General features: G+C 76.4%; 15 protein-coding genes. 5 read left to right on the top strand and 10 right to left on the bottom strand.

What is annotated here, in order from left to right; translation table 11 throughout:
• Positions 1-80: 80 nt before the first annotated feature.
• The 3 genes from F8568_RS30790 to F8568_RS30780 form a co-directional block, all read right to left on the bottom strand.
• Complete coding sequence (locus F8568_RS30790) at positions 81-3,455, bottom strand: non-ribosomal peptide synthetase (RefSeq protein WP_151597192.1); 3,375 nt, start codon at positions 3,453-3,455, stop codon at positions 81-83.
• A 66-nt stretch (positions 3,456-3,521) separates the two neighbouring features.
• Positions 3,522-4,550 (bottom strand): FecCD family ABC transporter permease, encoded by a 1,029-nt coding sequence (locus F8568_RS30785; protein WP_151597191.1) that lies wholly within the window; start codon positions 4,548-4,550, stop codon positions 3,522-3,524.
• The gene (locus F8568_RS30780) at positions 4,547-5,608 is read right to left on the bottom strand and encodes a FecCD family ABC transporter permease (protein ID WP_328601101.1); all 1,062 of its coding nucleotides are present in this window, start codon (positions 5,606-5,608) and stop codon (positions 4,547-4,549) included. Before F8568_RS30780 ends, F8568_RS30785 begins: the two co-directional genes overlap by 4 nt.
• 130 nt (positions 5,609-5,738) lie before the next feature.
• On the opposite strand from F8568_RS30780, the gene F8568_RS30775 reads away from it, so the two are divergent.
• Genes F8568_RS30775 through F8568_RS30765 form a run of 3 tightly spaced genes read left to right on the top strand, consistent with a single transcriptional unit; the run spans position 5,739 to position 9,019 of the window.
• On the top strand, positions 5,739-6,434 hold the full coding sequence (locus F8568_RS30775) for a TetR/AcrR family transcriptional regulator (protein WP_328601100.1): 696 nt from the start codon (positions 5,739-5,741) through the stop codon (positions 6,432-6,434).
• A 12-nt stretch (positions 6,435-6,446) separates the two neighbouring features.
• Positions 6,447-7,385, top strand: coding sequence for an ABC transporter ATP-binding protein (locus tag F8568_RS30770; RefSeq protein ID WP_151597190.1), 939 nt, complete (start codon positions 6,447-6,449; stop codon positions 7,383-7,385).
• Positions 7,382-9,019 (top strand): ABC transporter permease, encoded by a 1,638-nt coding sequence (locus F8568_RS30765; RefSeq protein ID WP_151597189.1) that lies wholly within the window; start codon positions 7,382-7,384, stop codon positions 9,017-9,019. Before F8568_RS30770 ends, F8568_RS30765 begins: the two co-directional genes overlap by 4 nt.
• A 33-nt stretch (positions 9,020-9,052) precedes the next feature.
• Here F8568_RS30765 and F8568_RS47105 read toward each other — a convergent pair whose 3' ends face one another.
• The 3 genes from F8568_RS47105 to F8568_RS30755 all read right to left on the bottom strand — a co-directional run bounded on the left by F8568_RS47105 (position 9,053) and on the right by F8568_RS30755 (position 11,207).
• On the bottom strand, positions 9,053-9,199 hold the full coding sequence (locus tag F8568_RS47105) for a hypothetical protein (protein WP_202125554.1): 147 nt from the start codon (positions 9,197-9,199) through the stop codon (positions 9,053-9,055).
• The gene (locus F8568_RS30760; protein WP_151597188.1) at positions 9,196-10,218 is read right to left on the bottom strand and encodes an aromatic ring-hydroxylating dioxygenase subunit alpha; all 1,023 of its coding nucleotides are present in this window, start codon (positions 10,216-10,218) and stop codon (positions 9,196-9,198) included. Before F8568_RS30760 ends, F8568_RS47105 begins: the two co-directional genes overlap by 4 nt.
• A gap of 122 nt (positions 10,219-10,340) precedes the next feature.
• Entirely contained in the window at positions 10,341-11,207 is an 867-nt protein-coding gene (locus tag F8568_RS30755; RefSeq protein WP_202125553.1) for an IclR family transcriptional regulator, read from the bottom strand.
• Between the two features lie 108 nt (positions 11,208-11,315).
• Between F8568_RS30755 and F8568_RS30750 the strand changes: the two genes are divergently transcribed.
• Complete coding sequence (locus F8568_RS30750; protein ID WP_202125552.1) at positions 11,316-12,170, top strand: PaaX family transcriptional regulator; 855 nt, start codon at positions 11,316-11,318, stop codon at positions 12,168-12,170.
• Positions 12,171-12,196: 26 nt separating this feature from the next.
• Here F8568_RS30750 and F8568_RS30745 read toward each other — a convergent pair whose 3' ends face one another.
• The 4 genes from F8568_RS30745 to F8568_RS30730 form a co-directional block, all read right to left on the bottom strand.
• Complete coding sequence (locus F8568_RS30745; RefSeq protein WP_151597187.1) at positions 12,197-12,817, bottom strand: TetR/AcrR family transcriptional regulator; 621 nt, start codon at positions 12,815-12,817, stop codon at positions 12,197-12,199.
• Between the two features lie 138 nt (positions 12,818-12,955).
• Positions 12,956-14,704: an ATP-binding protein gene (locus F8568_RS30740; RefSeq protein ID WP_328601104.1), complete on the bottom strand. Its 1,749-nt coding sequence runs from the start codon at positions 14,702-14,704 to the stop codon at positions 12,956-12,958.
• Between the two features lie 329 nt (positions 14,705-15,033).
• On the bottom strand, positions 15,034-15,708 hold the full coding sequence (locus tag F8568_RS30735; protein ID WP_151597185.1) for a response regulator transcription factor: 675 nt from the start codon (positions 15,706-15,708) through the stop codon (positions 15,034-15,036).
• Positions 15,699-17,519, bottom strand: coding sequence for a sensor histidine kinase (locus F8568_RS30730; RefSeq protein ID WP_151597184.1), 1,821 nt, complete (start codon positions 17,517-17,519; stop codon positions 15,699-15,701). The genes F8568_RS30735 and F8568_RS30730 overlap by 10 nt, the downstream gene beginning before the upstream one ends.
• Positions 17,520-17,851: 332 nt before the next feature.
• Here F8568_RS30730 and F8568_RS30725 point away from each other — a divergent pair, with 332 nt between their 5' ends.
• Positions 17,852-18,940 carry a LacI family DNA-binding transcriptional regulator gene (locus F8568_RS30725; RefSeq protein WP_328601099.1) on the top strand — a complete coding sequence of 363 codons (1,089 nt, stop codon included), beginning with the start codon at positions 17,852-17,854 and terminating at the stop codon, positions 18,938-18,940.
• Positions 18,941-18,963: the final 23 nt, after the last annotated feature.

Here is an 18,963-nt window from a genome sequence, read left to right as displayed (position 1 = left end):
CCCCCCCACGCTTTTGGGCGGGTCTGTCGTCTAATACCTCTTACAAACAACGACGACTCGCCGCAAGTCGACGCTGGCGGTCAGCCGGCGAGGTGGGCTTCGACCTCGTCGTCGGACATCGCGTCGATCTTCAGGCGGATGGCGGCGGCGGCCTCCAGGCGGCCGGGCGCGTCCTCCAGCTCGGTGAAGCGGCGGGCGATGCGCGCGATCGTCCGCTCGGCGAACAGGACCCGGACCGGCAGCACGGAGGTGTCCAGCGCCTCGCGCAGCCGCGCGACCACGGTCGTGGCGAGGACGGAGTCGCCGCCGAGGGCGAAGAAGTCGGCGTCCGCGCCGACGCGCTCCCTCCCCAGGACCTCGGCGGCGATCCGGGCCAGCACCTTCTCCAGGGACGTCGCGGGCTCGGCGTAGGGGGCGGCGTCCTCGCCGGCCTCGGCGGCGGCGAGCGCGGCGAGCGCCTTGCGGTCCACCTTGCCGTTCGCGGTGAGCGGCAGCTCGGCGACGGGGACGAGCACCTCCGGCACCATGTGCGGCGGCACGAGGCCGCGGGCGTGCGCCAGCACCGCGTCGGCGGGGACGCCGCCGGGGGTGACGGCGGCGCACAGCCGGTTCCCGGCGAGCAGCGCGACGGCGCGCCCGACGGCCGGGTGGTCGGCCAGCGCCGCCTCGACCTCGCCGAGCTCGACGCGGAAGCCGCGGACCTTCACCTGTTGGTCGCGGCGGCCGAGGAACTCCAGCGTGCCGTCCGGGCGGTAGCGGGCGAGGTCGCCGGTCCGGTACCAGCGGACGCCGTCGCGGACGACGAACCGGTCGGCGGTGCGCTCCGGGTCGCCGGTGTAGCCGTCGGCGACGCCCGCGCCGCCGATCCACAGCTCCCCCGCGACCCAGTCGGGGCGGTCGCGGCCCAGGTCGTCGGCGACGCGGCAGGCGACGCCGCCGAGCGGCACCCCGTACGGGACGGCGCGCCAGTCGGCCGGGACCTCGCCCGCGACCTCCTGCACCGTGGAGTGGATCGCGGTCTCGGTGGTGCCGCCGAGCGCGACGAACCGGGCGCCCGGCGCGCGCTCGGCGAGCAGCCCGGGCAGGTGCGTGCCGACCCAGTCGCCGCCGAGCAGCACCAGCCGCAGCGACGGGACGGGCCCGGACCGCAGCAGCATCTCCAGCACGGACGGGACGCTGTTCAGCACCGTCACCGACCACCGGGCGGCGAGGGCGTGCCAGCGGGCGGCGTCGCGCCGCTCGTCCTCGTCCGGGACGACCACGGCGCCGCCCGCCGTCCAGGGGGCGAACAGGTCGAACACCGACAGGTCGAAGTCGAGCGCGGAGACGCCGAGGGCGACGTCGTCCGGGCCGAGGGCGAAGCGCCCGACGAGGTCGCCGATGGTGTTCATCGCGGCGCCGTGCGAGACCTCGACCCCCTTCGGCTCGCCCGTCGAACCGGACGTGAACAGCACGTAGGCGATCTGGCCTGGCTGGACCGCGACCGGTTCCGGCAGCGGCTCGGCGGCGGGCTCGAAGGCCGGGGTGATGGACGCGGCGACGGCGGCGCCCGCGCGGATCCGCTCGCGGCGGGCCGCCGGCTGCTCGGGTCCGATGGGCACGTAGGCGGCGCCCGCGGCGAGGACGCCGAGCGCGGCGGCGGCCTGCCCGTGGCCCTTGGGAAGCTCGATCGACACCCGGTCCCCCGGGCGGACGCCTTGCGCGGCCAGTGCGGCGGCGATGCGCAGCGCCCGGTCGGCGAGTTCGGCATAGGTGAGGGTGCCGCCGTCGCCCCAGTGCAGCGCGGGGGCGTCAGGGGTGCGGCGGGCGTGCTCGAAGAAGCCCCTGGTCAGGGTCGAGGGCGGCGGTGCCTCGGTGGCGTTGAGGCGGCGCCGGACGCGCATCTGCTCCGGCGTCGCGCCGATGCGCAGCGGCACGTCCCAGTCGGCGCCGTCCGCGCCGAGCCGGGCGATCGCGGCGGTGTAGGCGGCGAACATCGCCTCGGCGACGCCGTCGGGGAACGCGGGGCGGCGGACGTCCCAGTTCAGCAGCAGGCCGCCGGACACCTCGGTGACCTGCGCGTCCAGCAGCACCTGCGGGCCCTGCGAGATGATCCAGGCGGGCTCGCCGAACCGCTCGCGGACCGCGTCGCCGAACAGCTCGCCGAGGTTCAGCGCGCTGGTGTAGACGATCGGCGCGAGGACCTGCTCGCCGCGCAGCCGCGACAGGTCGCGCAGCACCTCGAGGCCGGAGTAGTCGCTGTGCGCGCCGGCGGTGTGCAGGTTCGCCTGCAGCGCGCGGGCGCGCGCGGCGAACGGCAGCTCCTCGGTGAGGTCGGCCTCCAGCATGATCGAGCCGGTGAAGTCACCGACGACGGAGTCCACGTCCGGGTGGACGGGCTCGCGGTGGAAGAGCGGCAGGTTCAGCAGGAACCGCGGCGTCGCCGACCACGCGCCGATGACCTCGGCGAACACCGCGGCGAGCGCCATCGCGGGGGTGACGCCCGCGGCGTGCGCGCGGGCGATCAGCCGGGCCCTGCCCTCCGGCGGCAGCCAGTGGTGCAGCCGCTCCACCTCGTCGCCCGGTTCGGGGACGACCGGCAGCTCGGGCGGGCCGGGCAGGTCGGCGAGGCGCTCGGCCCACCACCGCCGGTCCTGCTCGCGGGCGGCGGCGCGCGGGTCGTCGGCGAGGTAGCGGGCGTAGCCGTAGCGGATCGGGGGGAGGGTCTCGCCCGCGTAGAGCGCGGCGAGGTCGGCCAGCATGACGCGGTAGCTCATCGCGTCGGCGGCGACCATGTCGACGTCCAGGTGGAGCCGGGCGGTGCCCTCGGGGAGCAGGCTGAGGCGGGCGTCGAAGACGCGGCCGTCCTCGATGGGCAGCCGCTGCCGCGACATCTCGGCTCGGATCCGGTCCAGTTCGGGGCCCGGGTCGGCGGCGCCGCGCAGGTCGTGGACGGTCACGGCGGGCCCGGGCCGCTCGGGCAGGATCCGCTGCGTCCCGTCGTCGCCGAACGCGGCGCGCAGCATCGGGTGCCGTCCGGCGAGCGCGCGCACGGCCGCCTCGAACCGGTCCGGGTCGATGGCGCGGCCGTCCAGCTCGACGTAGAGGTGCGCGGCGACCGAGCCGAGCGACTGGCCGGAGTCGCGGCCGATCCAGTACGCGTGCTGCATGAGGGCGAGCGGGAACGGGCCGTCGGGTTCGCCCTCGCCGGGTGCGCCCTCGTCGGGCTCGGGCGCGGGTCCGGGCGGGCGGGCCTCCATCTGGCCCCGCTCGGCGAGCAGATCCCACCAGCCGGCGAGGGTGGGCCGTTCGGCCAGCTCGGCGAAGCGCACCTCGACGCCGCGGCGGCGGAGCCGGCCGGTCAGCTGCATGAGCCGGATCGAGTCCATCCCGAGCTCGATGAGGTTGTCGCCCGGTCCCGCCTCCTCGCCCAGCACCTCGGTCAATGCGGCGTGCAGCTCTTCTCGCGTCAGCACGGAACCCCCTCAACTTAGGTAAGGCTAACCTAATTTGATTGCCGGTCCGGCGTCAACGCGGGGCGGTCAGGCGGCCGTCCGGCGCCCGGCCGCGAGCAGCAGCCAGGCCAGGTAGGCGCCGCCGAGCACGCCGGTCACCACCCCGACCGGCATCGCCACCGGCAGGTGCAGCGAGATCAGGTCGCCGCAGGCCAGCAGCGCGGCGCCGGTCAGCCCGGCGGGCAGCGGCTGCACACCGGGACGCCGCGTCAGCCGCCGCGCGAGCTGCGGCGCCGCGAGCGCGACGAACGGGACGGGCCCGGCGGCCGCGGTCGCCGCCGCGACGAGGCCGACGCCCACGACCGTCAGCAGCGCCCGCGTCCGCTGGACGGGCACGCCGAGCGCGCGCGCCGCGTCGTCGCCCATCTCCCCCATGCCGAGCGGGCGGGACAGCAGCAGCGCCGCGGGTACGAGCACCGCGAGCGCGGCGGCGAGCGGCGTCGCCTGCGCCCAGCCGCGCCCGTTCAGGCTCCCGGTCAGCCAGAACGCGGCCTCGTACGCCTCGCGCAGTTCGGCGCGGGTGATGAGGTAGGAGTTCGCCGCCTCCAGCATCGCGGCGGCGGCCACGCCGACCAGCACCAGCCGGACGCCGTGCACGCCGCCGCCCCGCCGGTAGGCGACCAGGTAGACGCCCGCCCCGGTGAGGAAGGCGCCCGCGACCGAGCTGACGGTGATCGCGACCGCGCCGCCGCCGAACACCAGGATCTGCAGCAGCGCGCCGGTCGCCGATCCGGTGGTGAAGCCGATGAGGTCGGGGCTGCCGAGCGGGTTGCGGGACATGCTCTGGAAGATCGCGCCGCTCATGCCGAGCGCCAGCCCGGCCAGCAGCCCGGTGACGGCGCGCGGCAGCCGCAGCGTCCGGACGATGAAGTCGGTCGCCGCGTCGCCCTGCCCGATGAGCGAGCGCACCACGTCGGCGGGCGGGACGGGGAACTCGCCGGAGCCGACGACGAGCACCGCGGCACCCGCCGCGACCAGCGCCACCAGCCCGCACACCAGCGCCGCCCGCGGCTCCCACCGCACCGACACCCCGCCGGCCCGCACCACGCGGCTCACAGCTCACGCGTCCTTCCCCGCCGGACGATCAGCATGAACAGCGGCGCGCCGAGGAACGCGGTGACGATCCCGGTCTGCAGCTCGCCCGGCGCGGCGACGCGTCCGGCGATGTCGGCGGCGAGCAGCACGACGGGCGCGAGCAGCATCGAGTACGGCAGCACCCAGCGCTGGTCGGGCCCGACGAGCGCGCGGACCGCGTACGGGACGGCGAGGCCGAGGAACGTGATCGGCCCGACGGCCGCGGTCGCCGACCCGCACAGCAGCACGACCGCGAGGGCGCCGAGCCCCCGCGTCCGCCCGGGGTGCGCGCCGAGCGCGCGGCCCGCCTCGTCGCCGAGGCCGAGGGCGTTCAGCGGCCGGGCGAGCAGCAGCGCGAGGACCGTCCCGGCGGCGATGAACGGCAGGACGCGGACGAACACCGCGGTGTCCCGCCCGGCGAGGGTGCCGACCTGCCAGAACCGGAAGCCGTTGAAGGCGCGCGGGCTGAGCAGCATCAGGCCGGCCGTCAGCGCGCTGAACACGGCGTTCACGGCGGCGCCGGCGAGCACCAGCCGGGCGGGCGAGGCACCGCCGCGCCCGCGCGCGCCGATCGTGTGGACGAGCACCGCGGCGCCGGCGGCGCCGATGAACGCGGCCCACACGTAGACCAGGACGTCGTCGGCGCGCAGCGCCCCGATGACGATGACGACCGCGAGCGCGGCGCCGCCGTTCACGCCGAGCAGGCCGGGCTCGGCGAGGGGGTTGCGGGTGAGCGCCTGCATCACCGCGCCGGCCAGGCCGAGCGCGACGCCGGCGCCGATCCCGAGCAGGGTGCGCGGGAGCCGCAGCTCGTGCACGATCAGCGCGTCCCGCGACCCGTCCGGCGCGAGCACGGCCGGCGCGACCTTCCCGAGCGGGACGTGCTCGGCGCCGACGGCGAGGCTCGCCGCGGCCGCCAGCAGCAGGAGGACGGCGAGGGCGCCGAGCCCGGCCCAGCGGCCCGCCGGACGCCGGGCGGGAGGCGCGGCGGCCTCCTCCGCCGGGGGTGTGCGGGGGGTTCTCCGCGCGAGGGACAGCACAGTTAATAAGGCTAGCCTAAGCTAACTCACCGCTTCCACCCCTCCCATCTTCCGACCCGGAGCCCGCACCAATACACGCGTATGGTATACATGCGTATTGGAGACTGAACGTTTGTATGGGAGGTGGAGCGTGACGGAGCCGGGCCCCGCGGCGGAGGATCTGACGGCGCGGGCGCGGATCAGGGACGCCGCGCTGGAGATGTTCGCCGAGCACGGCATGAAGGGCGCCACGTTCCGCGGCATCGCCGAGGCCGCCGGCGTCTCGGTCGGGCTCGTCCAGCACCATTTCGGCTCCAAGCAGGAGCTCCGCGAGGCGTGCGACGCCTACGCGCTCGACACGATCCGCCGGCTCAGCGCCGAGAAGATCGACGGGATCGGCGACCCGGGGTTCCTGGCGAAGGCGATGCGGATCGACCTGCCGGTGCGCCGCTACCTCGCCCGCGCGCTCGTCGACGGCTCCCCCGCCGCCGCGCGGGTGTTCGACGACCTGGTCGACACCACCGAGGCCTACTTCGCCGCCGACCTGCCACCCGGGGTGAACGCGCCCGCCACCACCGACGTGCACGCCTACTCCGCCGCCCTCGTCGCGATGACGATCGGGATGGAGGTGCTGCACGAGCACCTGTCGCGGGTGCTCGGCGTCGACACCTTCACCCCCGAGGGCTCGCTGCGGCTGCGCCACGCCCTCTTCGAGATCATCGACGACCGCCTGCTCAGCCGGGACCTCGCGGCGCGCGCCCGCGCCGCGATGCGGGCGTACGAGAGCGAAGGTTTCGGGCGCACCGCCCGCGCCGGGAACGGCGCTCCCACCGAGGAAGGCCCATGAAAGAAGGCTGGGATGACTGACGCTGTACGGGCCGACGGCCTGGTCAAGACGTTCGGCCGGACGCGCGCGCTCGACGGGCTCGACCTGCGCGTGGCGTCCGGGGAGGTGCACGGCTTCCTCGGCCCGAACGGCGCCGGGAAGTCCACCGCCGTCCGCGTCCTGCTCGGGCTGATGCGCGCCGACGCCGGGACCGCCGCGCTGCTCGGCGGGGACCCCTGGCGGGAGGCGACCGCCCTGCACCGGCGCCTCGCCTACGTCCCCGGCGACGTCACGCTGTGGCCGAACCTGTCCGGCGGCGAGGTCATCGACCTGCTCGGGCGGCTGCGCGGCGGGCTGGACGACCGCCGCCGCGCCGACCTCCTCGACCGCTTCGAGCTGGACCCGAGGAAGCGGGGCCGCGCCTACTCCAAGGGCAACCGGCAGAAGGTCGCGCTCGTCGCGGCGTTCGCGTCGGACGCCGAGCTGCTCATCCTCGACGAGCCCACGTCCGGCCTGGACCCGCTCATGGAGGAGGCGTTCCAGGAGTGCGTGCGGGAGGAGCGGCGCGCCGGCCGGACGGTCCTGCTGTCCAGCCACATCCTCAGCGAGGTGGAGGCCCTCTGCGACCGCGTCACCATCATCCGCAAGGGCCGCACGGTGGAGACCGGCACGCTCGCCGAGCTGCGCCACCTGACCCGCACGTCGATCCGCGCGGAGCTCGCCGGGCCGCCCGACGGCGTCCCGCTGCCCGGCGCGCACGACGTGCGCATCGACGGCGACACCATCTCCTTCGAGGTCGAGACGGCCGAGCTGGACGCCGCGCTCCGGCAGCTCACCGAGATCGGCGTCCGGTCCCTCACCAGCCGGCCGCCCACGCTCGAGGAGCTGTTCCTGCGGCACTACGAGGACGACCACGGCGGGCGGGCGCTCCGGGAAGACGGTGCGGCCCTGCAGGAAGGCGGCGTGGCATGACCGCCACGACGCTGCGGCCCCGGGCGCGGGCCGCCCGCGGGGACGGCGGCCTCGCGGGCGCGGGCACGCTGCTGAAGATGTGGCTGCGCCGCGACCGCGTGATGGTGCCGTCCTGGCTCTACCTGCTGACCGCGCTGGTGGCAAGCACCGTCTACAGCTTCAAGAACGGGTACGACACGCCCGCCTCGCTGGAGGGCTTCGCGCGCGGCATCAACGGCAACCCGTCCATGCGGGCGCTGTACGGGCCGGTGCTGAACGGCCACACGGCCGCGGGCGTCAGCGCGTGGCGCGTCGGCACGACCGGCGCCGCGCTCACCGCCGTGATGTGCGTGCTGCTCGTCGTCCGGCACACGCGCGCCGAGGAGGAGACGGGCCGGCTGGAGCTGGTCGGCGCCGCCGCCGTCGGGCGCCGCGCCCCGCTGACCGCCGCGCTCGCCGCCGCCGTGACGGCCGCCGCGACGGCGGCGGCCCTGGCCGCGATCGTCATGCTGCTGTTCGGGCTGCCGGCCGCCGGGTCGGTCGCGTTCGGGCTGTCCTGGTTCGGAGCGGGCCTGGTGTTCGCCGGGGTCGCCGCCGTCACCGCGCAGCTCGGCGAGACGTCCCGGCTGGCCAACGGGCTGGCGTTCGGCGTGCTCGCCGCCGCGTACCTGGTCCGGGGCGTGGCGGACGCCGGTTCCGCGCACTGGCTGTCCTGGCTGTCCCCGATCGGCTGGGCCCAGCGGGTGCGCCCGCACGCCGGCGAGCAGTGGGCCGTGCTGCTGCTCTCGCTCCTGGCGTTCGCGGTCCTGGCCGCCGCCGCGTACGCGCTGGCCGGACGGCGCGACCTCGGCGCCGGGATCATCTCCCCGTCGGCGGGCCCCGCCAGGGCGGCGGCGTCGCTGCGCGGCCCGCTCTCGCTGGCGTGGCGGCTGCAGCGCGGCACGCTGCTCGGCTGGTCCACCGCGTTCCTGGTGTACGGGCTCGCCATCGGCGGCGTCGCCGACGGCGTCGGCGACCTGGTCAACGGCAGCGACGCCGTCCTCGACGACATCCGCGAGATGGGCGGGCAGCAGGACCTCGCCGACGCGTTCCTCGCCACCGCCATGGGCCTGATGGCCCTGTTCGCGTCGGCCTTCACGGTGCAGGGCGTGCTGCGGATGCGGGCGGAGGAGAGCGGCGGGCGCCTCGAGCCGGTGCTCGCGGCCGCCGTCGGCCGGACCCGCTGGGCCGCTGCGAACCTCGCCGTCACCGTCGCGGGCACGGCGGTGCTGCTCGGCCTCAGCGGGCTCGCCGTCGGGCTGGTGCACGGCGCCCGCACGCACGACCTGGGCGGCCAGCTCCCCCGGCAGCTCGGCGCCGCGCTCGTGCAGCTGCCGGCGGTGTGGGTCGTCGCCGCGGTCACCGCGCTGGTCTTCGGCCTGCTCCCCCGCGCGACGGCCGCCGGCTGGGGCGTGCTCGCCGCCTGCCTGCTGCTCGGGCAGGTCGGGCCGCTGCTGAAGCTGCCGCAGGCGGTCATGGACGTCTCGCCGTTCACGCACACGCCGAAGCTGCCCGGCGGCGGGTTCGGCGTCCTGCCGGTCGCCGCCCTGACCGCCGTCGCGGTCGCGGTCGCCGCGGCGGCGCTGCTCGGCTTCCGGCGCCGCGACATCGGCTGAGCCGGGGTACCGGGCCGGTCCCGGTACCCCGGCTTATGAGGCGTCGTGGTCGGGGTGGGACAGCAGCCACGCCCAGATCGCCGCCGGGTCCTCCGCGGTGCGCCGGGCGCCGCAGTGGCAGATGCCGGTGAGCCGGTCCGAGCCCGGCGACCACTCCACCCGCAGGCGGCCCGCGCTCATCGCGCGCCCGTGATCCGCTGCAGGACGCGCCGGGCCGCCAGCCCGCCGGTGTCGATGTTGATGGACAGCTCCTGGTAGCCCTCGGGCTCGGCGGCGATCACCGTCTCCAGGACGTTCAGGGCATCGACGTCCTGGAGGACGACGGTCCGGTTGCTGTCGCGCAGGAACCGCGAGACCTCCGCGTCGTCCAGCGCGAAGTCGCGGGCGACCCACCAGAAGTCGTGGGTGGTCGTGCCGGTCTCCGGGACGATCGCGTACCCGACCTCCACGTGGAAGGCGCGCGGGTCGTCGCCGTCCGGTCCGGGCTCCACGCCGGCCGGCGCGATCCGGCTGTGCAGCAGGTAGAAGCACGGCGGGTGGTACTCGATGTCCTGCCACCGGTCGATGCGGCCCTCGATGCCGGTCGACGTCGCGTAGAACGGCGGGCACTCGACGTCCTTCATGCGGCGGCTCACGTAGACGATCCCGGCCTCGTCGTCGACCTCCGTCGTGATCGGGGTCTGCGCGACCTCGGGCGTGCCGATGTACCCGGCGTGCAGGTACGTCTCGTGGGACAGGTCGAGCAGGTTGTCGACGAGCAGCTCGTACCGCGCGGCGAGCGGCTCCATGCCGCGGACGGTCACATAGTCCGGCGAGGTCAGCCAGGGGGCGCGCGGGATCGCGGCGGCGTCGCCCGTCCCGTCGCCGATCCACACCCAGACCAGGGAGTCCTGCTCGACGACCTGGTAGGCGGGGACGCGGGCGGTGCGCGGGATCCGGGTCTGCCCCGGCACCGCGACGCATGCCCCGTCGGGCGCGTAGGTGAAGCCGTGGTAGCCGCAGACGATCCGGTCGCCGTCGCGGTTGCTCCGCGAGAGCGGGAAGCGCCGGTGCACGCAGCGGTCGGCGAGCGCGACGGCCCGGCCCGCCCCCGTCCGGTACATGACGAGCGGCTCCCCGCAGATCGTCCGGGCGAGCAGTCCCTCGCCCACCTCCTCGCTGTAGGCGGCGACGTACCACTGGTCGCGTGCGACGGCCATGGGCTGCTCCATTTCGGGGTGGGCGAAGGATCGTGGGGACGACCCTCGCCGCCGCCCGTGAGCCCGGGCCACCCCGATTCCGTCCAGCGGAAGAACCCGCGGGCGGGCCGCCCGGACGTGGGTCAGACCTCGCGCATCGCCGATTCCGGCGGCCGCAGGGCGCGCGGCGCGCCGAGCGCGCGGGAGATGCCCCGGGCGCCGGCCCGCACGACCGGGACGAGCGAGCGCGCCTCCCAGCCGGACGCCGGGACGACGACCGCGACGGCCGCCACCACCGCGTCGTCCGGGCCGAACACCGGCGCGCCGACCGACATCGCGAACGTCTCCACCTGCCCGTCGCTGACCGCGGCCCCGGTCCGCCGGACCTCGGCGAGGGCGCGGCGCAGCTCGGGCCCGGTGGCGATGGTCCGTCGCGTGAAGCGGCGCAGCGGCCCGGCGATCGCCCGTTCCTGCAGGTCCCGGTCGGAGTGCGCGAGCATGGCGAGGCCGACGCCGGTCGCGTGCGCGGGCCAGCGGCCCCCGACGCGGGAGAACACGTGCACGGCGTCGCGGGCGGAGATCCGCTCGATGTAGACGACGTCCAGGCCGTCCAGGACGGCGAGGTGGACGTTCTCGTGGGTGGCCTCGTACAGGTCCTCCAGGAACGGCATCGCCGCCTCGCGGAGCGCCGGCCCGCGCGCGAGCGCGCCGACCTCCCACAGCCGCAGCCCGACGCGGTAGAGGCCCGCGTCGTCGCGTTCGAGCGCGCCCCAGGAGGCCAGCTCGCCGACGAGCCGGTGGGCGGTGGACAGCGGCAGCCCGGCGCGGCGCGCGAGCTGCGTGATGGTCAGCGCCGGGCGCTCGGGGGTGAACGCGCCGAGGATGCCGAGGACCCGGCTGGTCACGGTGGGGCGCCGACCGGGCACGGCGCGGCCGGCGGGCACGGCGCCGTGCTCCTGCGACGCCGCGCCGGAGGCGTCGTCGGGCATGCGGGCCGTCCTCTCGGGCATCAGGCCTGAAGTTAGGCGTAGGCTTCACAGCGGTCAAGCTTGTGCCGAACATCGAGGTCCCGGGCCTCCGGGGCCGCGCTGCGCGGCGGGACGACGGGAGCCGGGCGGATGGGACGACAGGGCGACGCGGCGGCGGACGCCCTGGACGGCGAGCAGGCGCCGCCCCGGCTCCGGCCCCGGACGCTGATGCTCACCTACCTCGGCAACTACGTGCTCGGCCGCCGGGTCGCGGTGTTCTCCGGCAGCTTCATCGACGCCTTCGCCCGGCTCGGCGTCGGCGAGCACGCCGTCCGCTCGACGCTGGCCCGCATGGTCGGCCGCGGGCTGCTGGCGCGGCACCGCGCGGGCCGCCGCATGCACTTCGGCCTCACTCCGCGCTGCGAGGCGATCCTGCTCGACGGCGAGGACCGGGTCTGGCGGCGCGGCGTGCTGAACACCGACTGGGACGGAACGTGGACGGTGCTGGCGTTCTCGCTGCCGGAGTCCTGGCGCCGCGTCCGGCACGACCTGCGCGCCCGGCTGGCCTGGGCGGGGTTCGGGTCGCTCGGCAACGGCACCTGGATCGCGCCGTCGGCGGTCGACGTCCCCGCGCTCGTCGGCGGGCTCGGCCTGGACGGGCGCCTCAAGGTGTTCACCGGCCCGGCGCGGCCGCCGACCGACGTCCCGGCGATGCTCCGCGAGGCGTTCGACCTCGGCCCCCTCGCCGCCGGCCACCGGGCCTTCCTGCGCCGCTGGGACCGCCCCGACCCGCTGCCGGACGCGCCCGACGCCCTGGCCCGCTACCTGTGGATGTCGGCCGAGTGGCTGGAGCTCGTCCGCGCCGACCCGCGGCTTCCGGTGGAGCACCTGCCGGAGGGCTGGCCCGCCGTCCGCGGCCAGCGGGTGCTGATGGAGCTGCGCCGCCGCTGGGAGGCGCCGGCCCGCCGCATCGCCGACGCGTCGATGGAGTGCGTCGAGCTCTGACCGCCGCCCCGGCCGCTCAGGCCGGTTCAGACTCGCGCCGTCATCTTCGGCACGGTCTCGCCGATCAGGTGCATGAGCGTCTCTTCGAGCAGCAGGTGCACCTGCGGCCGGGTGAGCCGGCCGTGCCGCAGCCACTCGCGGGTGGCGGCCTCCGCCATCCCGCTGAACCCGCGCAGCGCCGAGCGCACCTCCGGGTGCTCGGCGGCGAGCCGCGCCAGCCCCACCACCTCGGTGATGTGGTCGACCGCGCCCTCCCGCGCCGCGTCCACCAGCCGGGCGAGGTCGTCGTCGCCCGCCGTCCCGGCGGCCATGTCCAGCGCGACGAGCCAGGTGCCGGCGTTGCGCTCCAGCAGCTCCAGCCAGCCGGTGATGCTCTCGGTGACGCGCTCGCGGACGCTCGCGCCGGGCTCGTAGGCGGGCACCGGCACCGGCGGGATGTCCAGCATCCGCTCCACGACCGCGAGGTACAGCTCCCGCTTGGTGCCGAAGTAGTGGTTCAGCAAACCCCGGCTGACGCCCGCCACCGCCGCGATCTCGGTGTTGGAGACCTCCTCGTACGGCCGTTCGCTGAACAGCTCCCGCGCGCACACCAGGATCTGCTCGCGCCGCTCGTCACGGTCCTTGCGCACCCGTACCCGCTCGCCCATGTCTCCCTGTCCGCACCTCTTCGCCCGCCGCCGCCCGGCGGTCCGGGTCGCGGCGGCGCGTTCCAGTGTCCCAGAAGCACGGACCCCCACGTCACGTCCGCGGCGAGGCCGGAGCGGGCGGGCGGCCGCGCCCGCCGGTCACCGGGGCGCCGGGAGGGTGATCCGGACGGTGGTGCCCGCGCCGCGGGGGCTGTCGACGTCGACCCGGCCGCGCAGCGCGCGGACCCGGTCGGTGAGGCCGGCGAGACCGCCGCCGGGGACGGCGCCCGCGCCGCCCGCGCCGTCGTCGCGGACCTCGGCGACCACGCGGCCGTCCTCGTCCCGCACCGCCACCCGGATCTCCGCGGCGCCGGCGTGCTTGGCCGCGTTCGCCAGCGCCTCGCAGAGCGCGAAGTACAGCGTCGACTCGATCTCCGGCGGGTACCGGCGGTCGGGCAGGTCGAGCCGGACGGGCGCCGCGGACCGCGCGGCGACGAGCCGCATCGCGGCGGCCAGCCCCGCGTCGGTGAGGATCGCCGGGTGCACGCCGCGGGCCAGGCCGTCCAGTTCGGCGGCCGCCTCCGCCAACTCCCGGCGGCACACGCGCGCCTGCTCGCGGGCCCGCGGGCCGGCCGCCTCCTCCAGCCCTTCGAGCAGGTCCTCCAGCGCGCGCAGCCGCTGCTGGGCACTGCGCTGCAGCTCGCCGGCGAGGCGCTCGCGCTCCGCCGCCTGGACGCGGACGAGCCGCTCCCGCGCGTCGCGCGCCCGCTCCAGGTTCGCCCGCGCCGCGGCCTGCAGCCGGACGGTCTCCAGCGCCCGCCCGCCCGCGATGAGCGCCGCGTCGACGAGCGGCGCGTGCCGGCGCAGCCGGTCGTCGGCGTCCACCGCCGCGAGCGGCTCCCCCGCGGACGTGCGCACCTCGTGCCGCCACCGGCCCGGCGCCCGCCCGGCACCGCCCGCGACCCGGCGCCCGGCGACGTCGACGTACCCGTCCTCCGCCCACAGCCACAGGTCGAGGGTGCCGTCGCGCAGGACGCGGCGCAGCGCGTCCCGCACCTTCTCCACCGAGACCGGGTCGGTGAGGCGCTGCATCCGCTCGGCGGCGGTCAGCTCGGCCAGCCGGGCGCGCAGCGCCGCGGCGAGGAACGCCAGCGGCAGCACCGTCGCGAACACGCCCTGGACGAGGTACACCTCCATGACGTCGTCCAGGGTCACGTGGCGGCCGATGAGCGAGTTCTGCACCGCGAGCGCCCCGGCGACGCCGACCGTGACGGCGGCGGCGACCGGCACCGTGTACCGGCGGTCGAGCCGGCCTGTCCCCGGCAGCCGCAGCAGCAGGATGATGACGAGCACCCCGGCCAGCACCGCCTCCAGGGTCGTGACGGCCCGGTACGTGCAGTCGAACGCCTCCCGGTGGGGGGTGACGGACGGCCATGCGACCGCGCCGCCGAACCCGTTCCAGGCGGGCCGCGACAGCGCGCACAGCGCGGCCTGGCCGCCGATCATGACGACCGCGGTGGCACCGGTCCACAGCCGGACGACGGCGCCGTCGAGCCGGCCGCCGGGGTAGAGCAGCACGCCCACCCCGATCGCGACGAAGAACACCGACTGCGCGAACACCGACACCACCGGGCCGGCGCCCGCGTTCCAGCTCCCCGTCCAGGTCAGCGCCCACGCCGCCGCGCCGGCGGTGAACGCCGCGCCGGTCCGGCGGCCGAGCGGCCCGGCCGCCAGCAGCCCGCCCGCGACGGCGAACCCGCCGCAGCACGCCAGGGTGACCGCCGCGGCGGCGGGATGACCGCGCCAGTACGGCCAGCCCGCGGCGAGCGCTCCCGCCGCCACCGCCGCGCCCCCCGCGGCGGCGCGGCGCAGCGGGGCGCCGAACCACGACGGCGCCCGCACGCGCACCGACCTCAACAGCCGTCCCTTTCCTCGTCGGGGCCCTGCGGGCCCGCGCCGCGACCGCGCACACGGCGAGCCGGCGGCCGCGATCCGGGAAACCACCGGGCGGGCCTCGGGTTTCCCCGGATGCGCCCGGGGCGCGGCGGCGGGAGGATGGGTACGCCGGACGGCCACGGGCACGGCCCGCGGCGCGGCACGGTGGCGTGCGGGGGCCACCACCGGCATCACGTTCCGCGACCGGACTCGTACGCCGAATTCTCTCCGGCGCGGCGCCGTGCGCGAAAGGCCGTTACCCGATCGATGCGCGGGACGGCCGGGTCACCGGGCCCCCGGGATCACCGGGTCTCGGCGGCGCGCAGCCAGGTGAGCACCGCCAGCACCCGCTTGTTGCTGTCCTGCGGGCCGGGCGGGCCGCCCGACGAGGTGATCTTGAGCTTGGTGAAGATGGCCCGGACGTGGTCCTCCACGGTGCGGGCGGACAGGTGCAGCCGCTTGCCGATCCCGGCGTTGGAGTGCCCCTCGGCCATCAGGCCCAGCACCTCCCGCTCGCGGCCGGACAGCCGGGCCAGCTCCCGCTCCCGGTGCCGGGCCTCGACCAGCCGGCTCACCACGTCCGGGTCGATGACGACCTCGCCGCGCACCACCCGCTCCAGCGCGCCGCGCAGGTTGTCGACGTCGGTGACGTGGTCCTTCAGCAGGTACCCGACGCGGCGCGGCTGGTCGCGGAACAGCTCCATCGCCTGCGGCGTCTCGTTGTAGGCCGACAGGACCAGCACGCCGATCCCCGGGTGGCGCCGCATCAGCTCGCGCGCCGCGACCACGCCCTCGTTGGTGTGCGTCGGCGGCATGTGCAGGTCGACGACCGCGACGTCCGGCGGGTCCTCGGCGACGCGGGCGAGCAGCTCCTCGCCCGAGGCCGCGGACACCGTCACCTCGACGCCGACCGTGGTGAGCAGGGTGACCAGGGCCTGCCGGAAGATCCCGCTGTCCTCCGCCACGGCTACTCGCATGGCAAGACCATCCTTACCGTCGTGCCCCGGGTGGGCTCGCCGTCGATTTCCACGTGTCCGCGCAGCGCCCTGATCCGCCCGGCCAGCCCGCCGGGCACCGCGCCGGACTCCCCGCCCGGGCGTTCCCCGTCGTCGCTGACCTCGGCCACCAGCAGGTGACCGTCCGGGCGCACCCGGACGGTCACGCGGGTCGCACGCGCGCGCTCGACAGCGTACGACAATGCCTCGCAAAGCACCGAGTAAAGCGTGGACTCGATCTCGCGGGAGTAGCGCTCGGCGGTCACGTCCAGCAGCACCCGGGTGCCGAGCCGTTCGGCGACGACCTCCAGCGCCGGGCCGAGGCCGTCCTGGACGAGCAGCGCCGGCTGCACCTCGCGGGCGAGCGCGCGCAGCTCGGCCAGCGCCGCCATCAGCTCCGCGCGGCACGTGCGCGCCCGCTCCTTGACGTCCGGGTCCTCGGCGAGGGCCTCCAGGGTGCCGAGCATCGCGCCGAGCGCGAGCAGCCGCTGCTGCGCGCCGTCGTGCAGGTCGCGGGCCAGCCGCTCGCGCTCCACGGCCTCGGCGCGCACGAGCCGCTCGTACGCCTGGCGCACCTGCTCCAGGCCGGCCTGGACGTTGGACTGCAGCCGCGCCGTCTCCAGCGCCCGGCCGCCGGCCTCCAGCGCCGCCTCGACCAGCGACCCGTGGTCGCGCAGCGCCGCGCCCAGCTCCACGATCGCGAGGGGCTCGCCCGCGGCGGTCTCGACGCGGCGGCGCCACCGGCCCCCGTCCCCCACGGCCGGGTCGCCGGCGTCCTCGCCCGCCGGCACCTCGTCCTCGGCGTCCATCGCGACGGGGCGTCCGGAGATGTCGACGTAGACCTGCTCGGCGGGCGCCCAGAACCACAACTGCAGCGAGGGGTCGTGCAGGACGTCGCGCAGCGCGTCGCGGATCCGCTCCACCGACACCGGGGCGGTCAGCCGCAGCATCCGGCCGGCGACGGCCAGCTCCGCGAGCCGGATCCGCAGCCCCGACGCCAGCAGCGCGAACGGGATGAGGGCGGACACCGCGCCCTGCACCGCGTACACCCGCAGCAGCGCGTCCAGCGAGATGGACTCCTCCATGATGGGCCGCTGCGTCAGCGCCGCGGAGATCCCGACGAACGCCAGCGCCACGGTCACCGGCAGCGTGACCGCCCGCCGCATCCGGCTCATCCTCGGCAGCCGCAGCAGCAGGACGACGGCGAAGGACAGCGCGAGCACGATGTACAGCGCGGCGGCGACCTCCAGGACGGCGCGGAACGCCGCGTGGTCGGGGAACGGCGCCGGCCACCACACGTGCCGGCCCCGGAACGCCGCCCACTCCGGACGCGAGGTGACCCACAGCGCGGTCGGGCAGCCCCACAGGACCGCGCAGGCGAACACCGTCCAGATCCGGTCGGCGAGGTACTCCAGCCGCCCGGCCGGGTACAGCAGCACGCCCACCGCGAGGGCGAGGTAGAAGTCGGCCTGGGCGTACGGGGACAGCACCGGTCCCGGCCCGGCGTCCCAGCTCGCCAGCCAGTTCACCGCCCAGGACAGGGACGCGGCGAGGAACAGCAGGCCCGTCCGCCGGGTGCGGGCGCCGGTCGCCAGCAGCACGCCGACGACCGCGATCCCGCCGGTGCTGGCCAGGGAGAGGGCCGCGGCGGCGGCGTGGTCGCGCCAGTACGGCCACCCCGCTGCCAGGGCGAGCGCGGCCACCGCGAGGCCGGCGGCGAGGGCGCGCCTCGTCTCCGCGCCGAACCACGGTGGCGACCTGCGCCTCCGCGGGGCGGATATCACCACGACCATCCTTTCCATGCTCGGGCCCGGGCCGGTCCGCCGGTACCGGGATCCCACGGGGGCGGGCACCGTGCTTTCCCGGACGCACCGGAAGTGTCCCCGGCCCGGCCCGTCCGGGAGAAGGGCGTTACCCGATCGCGACGCACGCCGCCGGACGCCCGCCGCCGGCGGGGGCCGGACCGCCCGCTGAAACGGGTCGCGCCGGGCTTGCGCGGAAGCCGTGATCCCCGCGCAATGGCACCGGCCTATGTTTGCGCTATCACGATTGCTTACTGGGTATTGACATGGGTCGGCGTTAGCGCAAACATTCAGGACACCCGACCGATGTGGAGCAGATCACAGTGACCACCGCAGCGCCCCCTCCCCCGTCCGGCACCGGCCCGTCCGGTTCCGGCCCGGGCGGCGGGCGGTCCCGCGCGGCGGTCATGGACGACGTCGCGGCGCTCGCGGGCGTGTCGGCGATGACGGTGTCGCGGGTGCTGAACGACCCGGGCAAGGTCGCGCCGCGCACCCGCGAGCGGGTGCTCGCGGCCATGCGCGAGCTGGACTACCGGCCGAACTCGGCGGCGCGCGTCCTCGCGACCGGCCGGTCCGGGGTGCTCGGCGTGGTCAGCTTCGACACGACGCTGTACGGGCCCGCCTCGACCCTGTACGGGATCGAGCGGGCCGCGCGCAGCGCCGACTACATGATCAACATCGCCAGCCTCGGCTCGCTCACCCGGCGCTCCATCGAGGACGGCGTGCAGCGGCTGCGCGCCCAGTCGGTGGACGGGATCGTCATCATCGCGCCGCACCAGTCGGCGGCCGAGGGGCTGCGGCGGCTGCCGCCGGACATGCCGGTGGTGGCGGTCGGCGCGGGCGACGACCTGCCGGTGCCGGTCGCGTCGGTGGACCACCGCGCGGGCGCGGTGCGGGCCGTCCGGCACCTGCTGAGCCTCGGCCACGAGACGGTGTGGCACATGGCCGGCCCGGCGGACTGGATCGACGCCAGCGCCCGCGTGGACGGCTGGCGCTCGGTGCTCGCCGAGGAGGGCCGGGAGGCCCCCGAGCCGCTGTCCGGCGACTGGAGCGCCCGGTCGGGGTACGAGCTCGGCCGGCGGCTGGCCGCCGACCCGGCGGTGACCGCGGTGTTCGCCGCCAACGACCCGATGGCCCTCGGCCTGCTGCGCGCGCTGCGCGAGGCGGGCCGCCGCGTCCCGGAGGAGGTGAGCGTGGTGGGCTTCGACGACGTTCCGGAGGCTCCCTACTTCGCGCCGCCGCTGACCAGCGTCCGGCAGCCGTTCGGCGAGGTCGGGCGGCACGCGTTCCAGCTGCTGCTGGAACGCGTCGACGACCCCGCGGGCGAGGGCGCCGGCCCGCCGGCGCGCCGCACCGTGGAACCGGAGCTGGTGGTGCGGGAGAGCACGGCCGTGCGGCCGGGCGGCCGCTGACGCCGGCCGCGGGAGGGGCCCGT

The organism is Actinomadura physcomitrii (assembly GCF_008923205.2).
Lineage (GTDB): Bacteria > Actinomycetota > Actinomycetes > Streptosporangiales > Streptosporangiaceae > Spirillospora > Spirillospora physcomitrii.
Note: the sequence above shows the minus strand (reverse complement) of the source record. Positions and strands in the feature narration are given on the sequence as shown.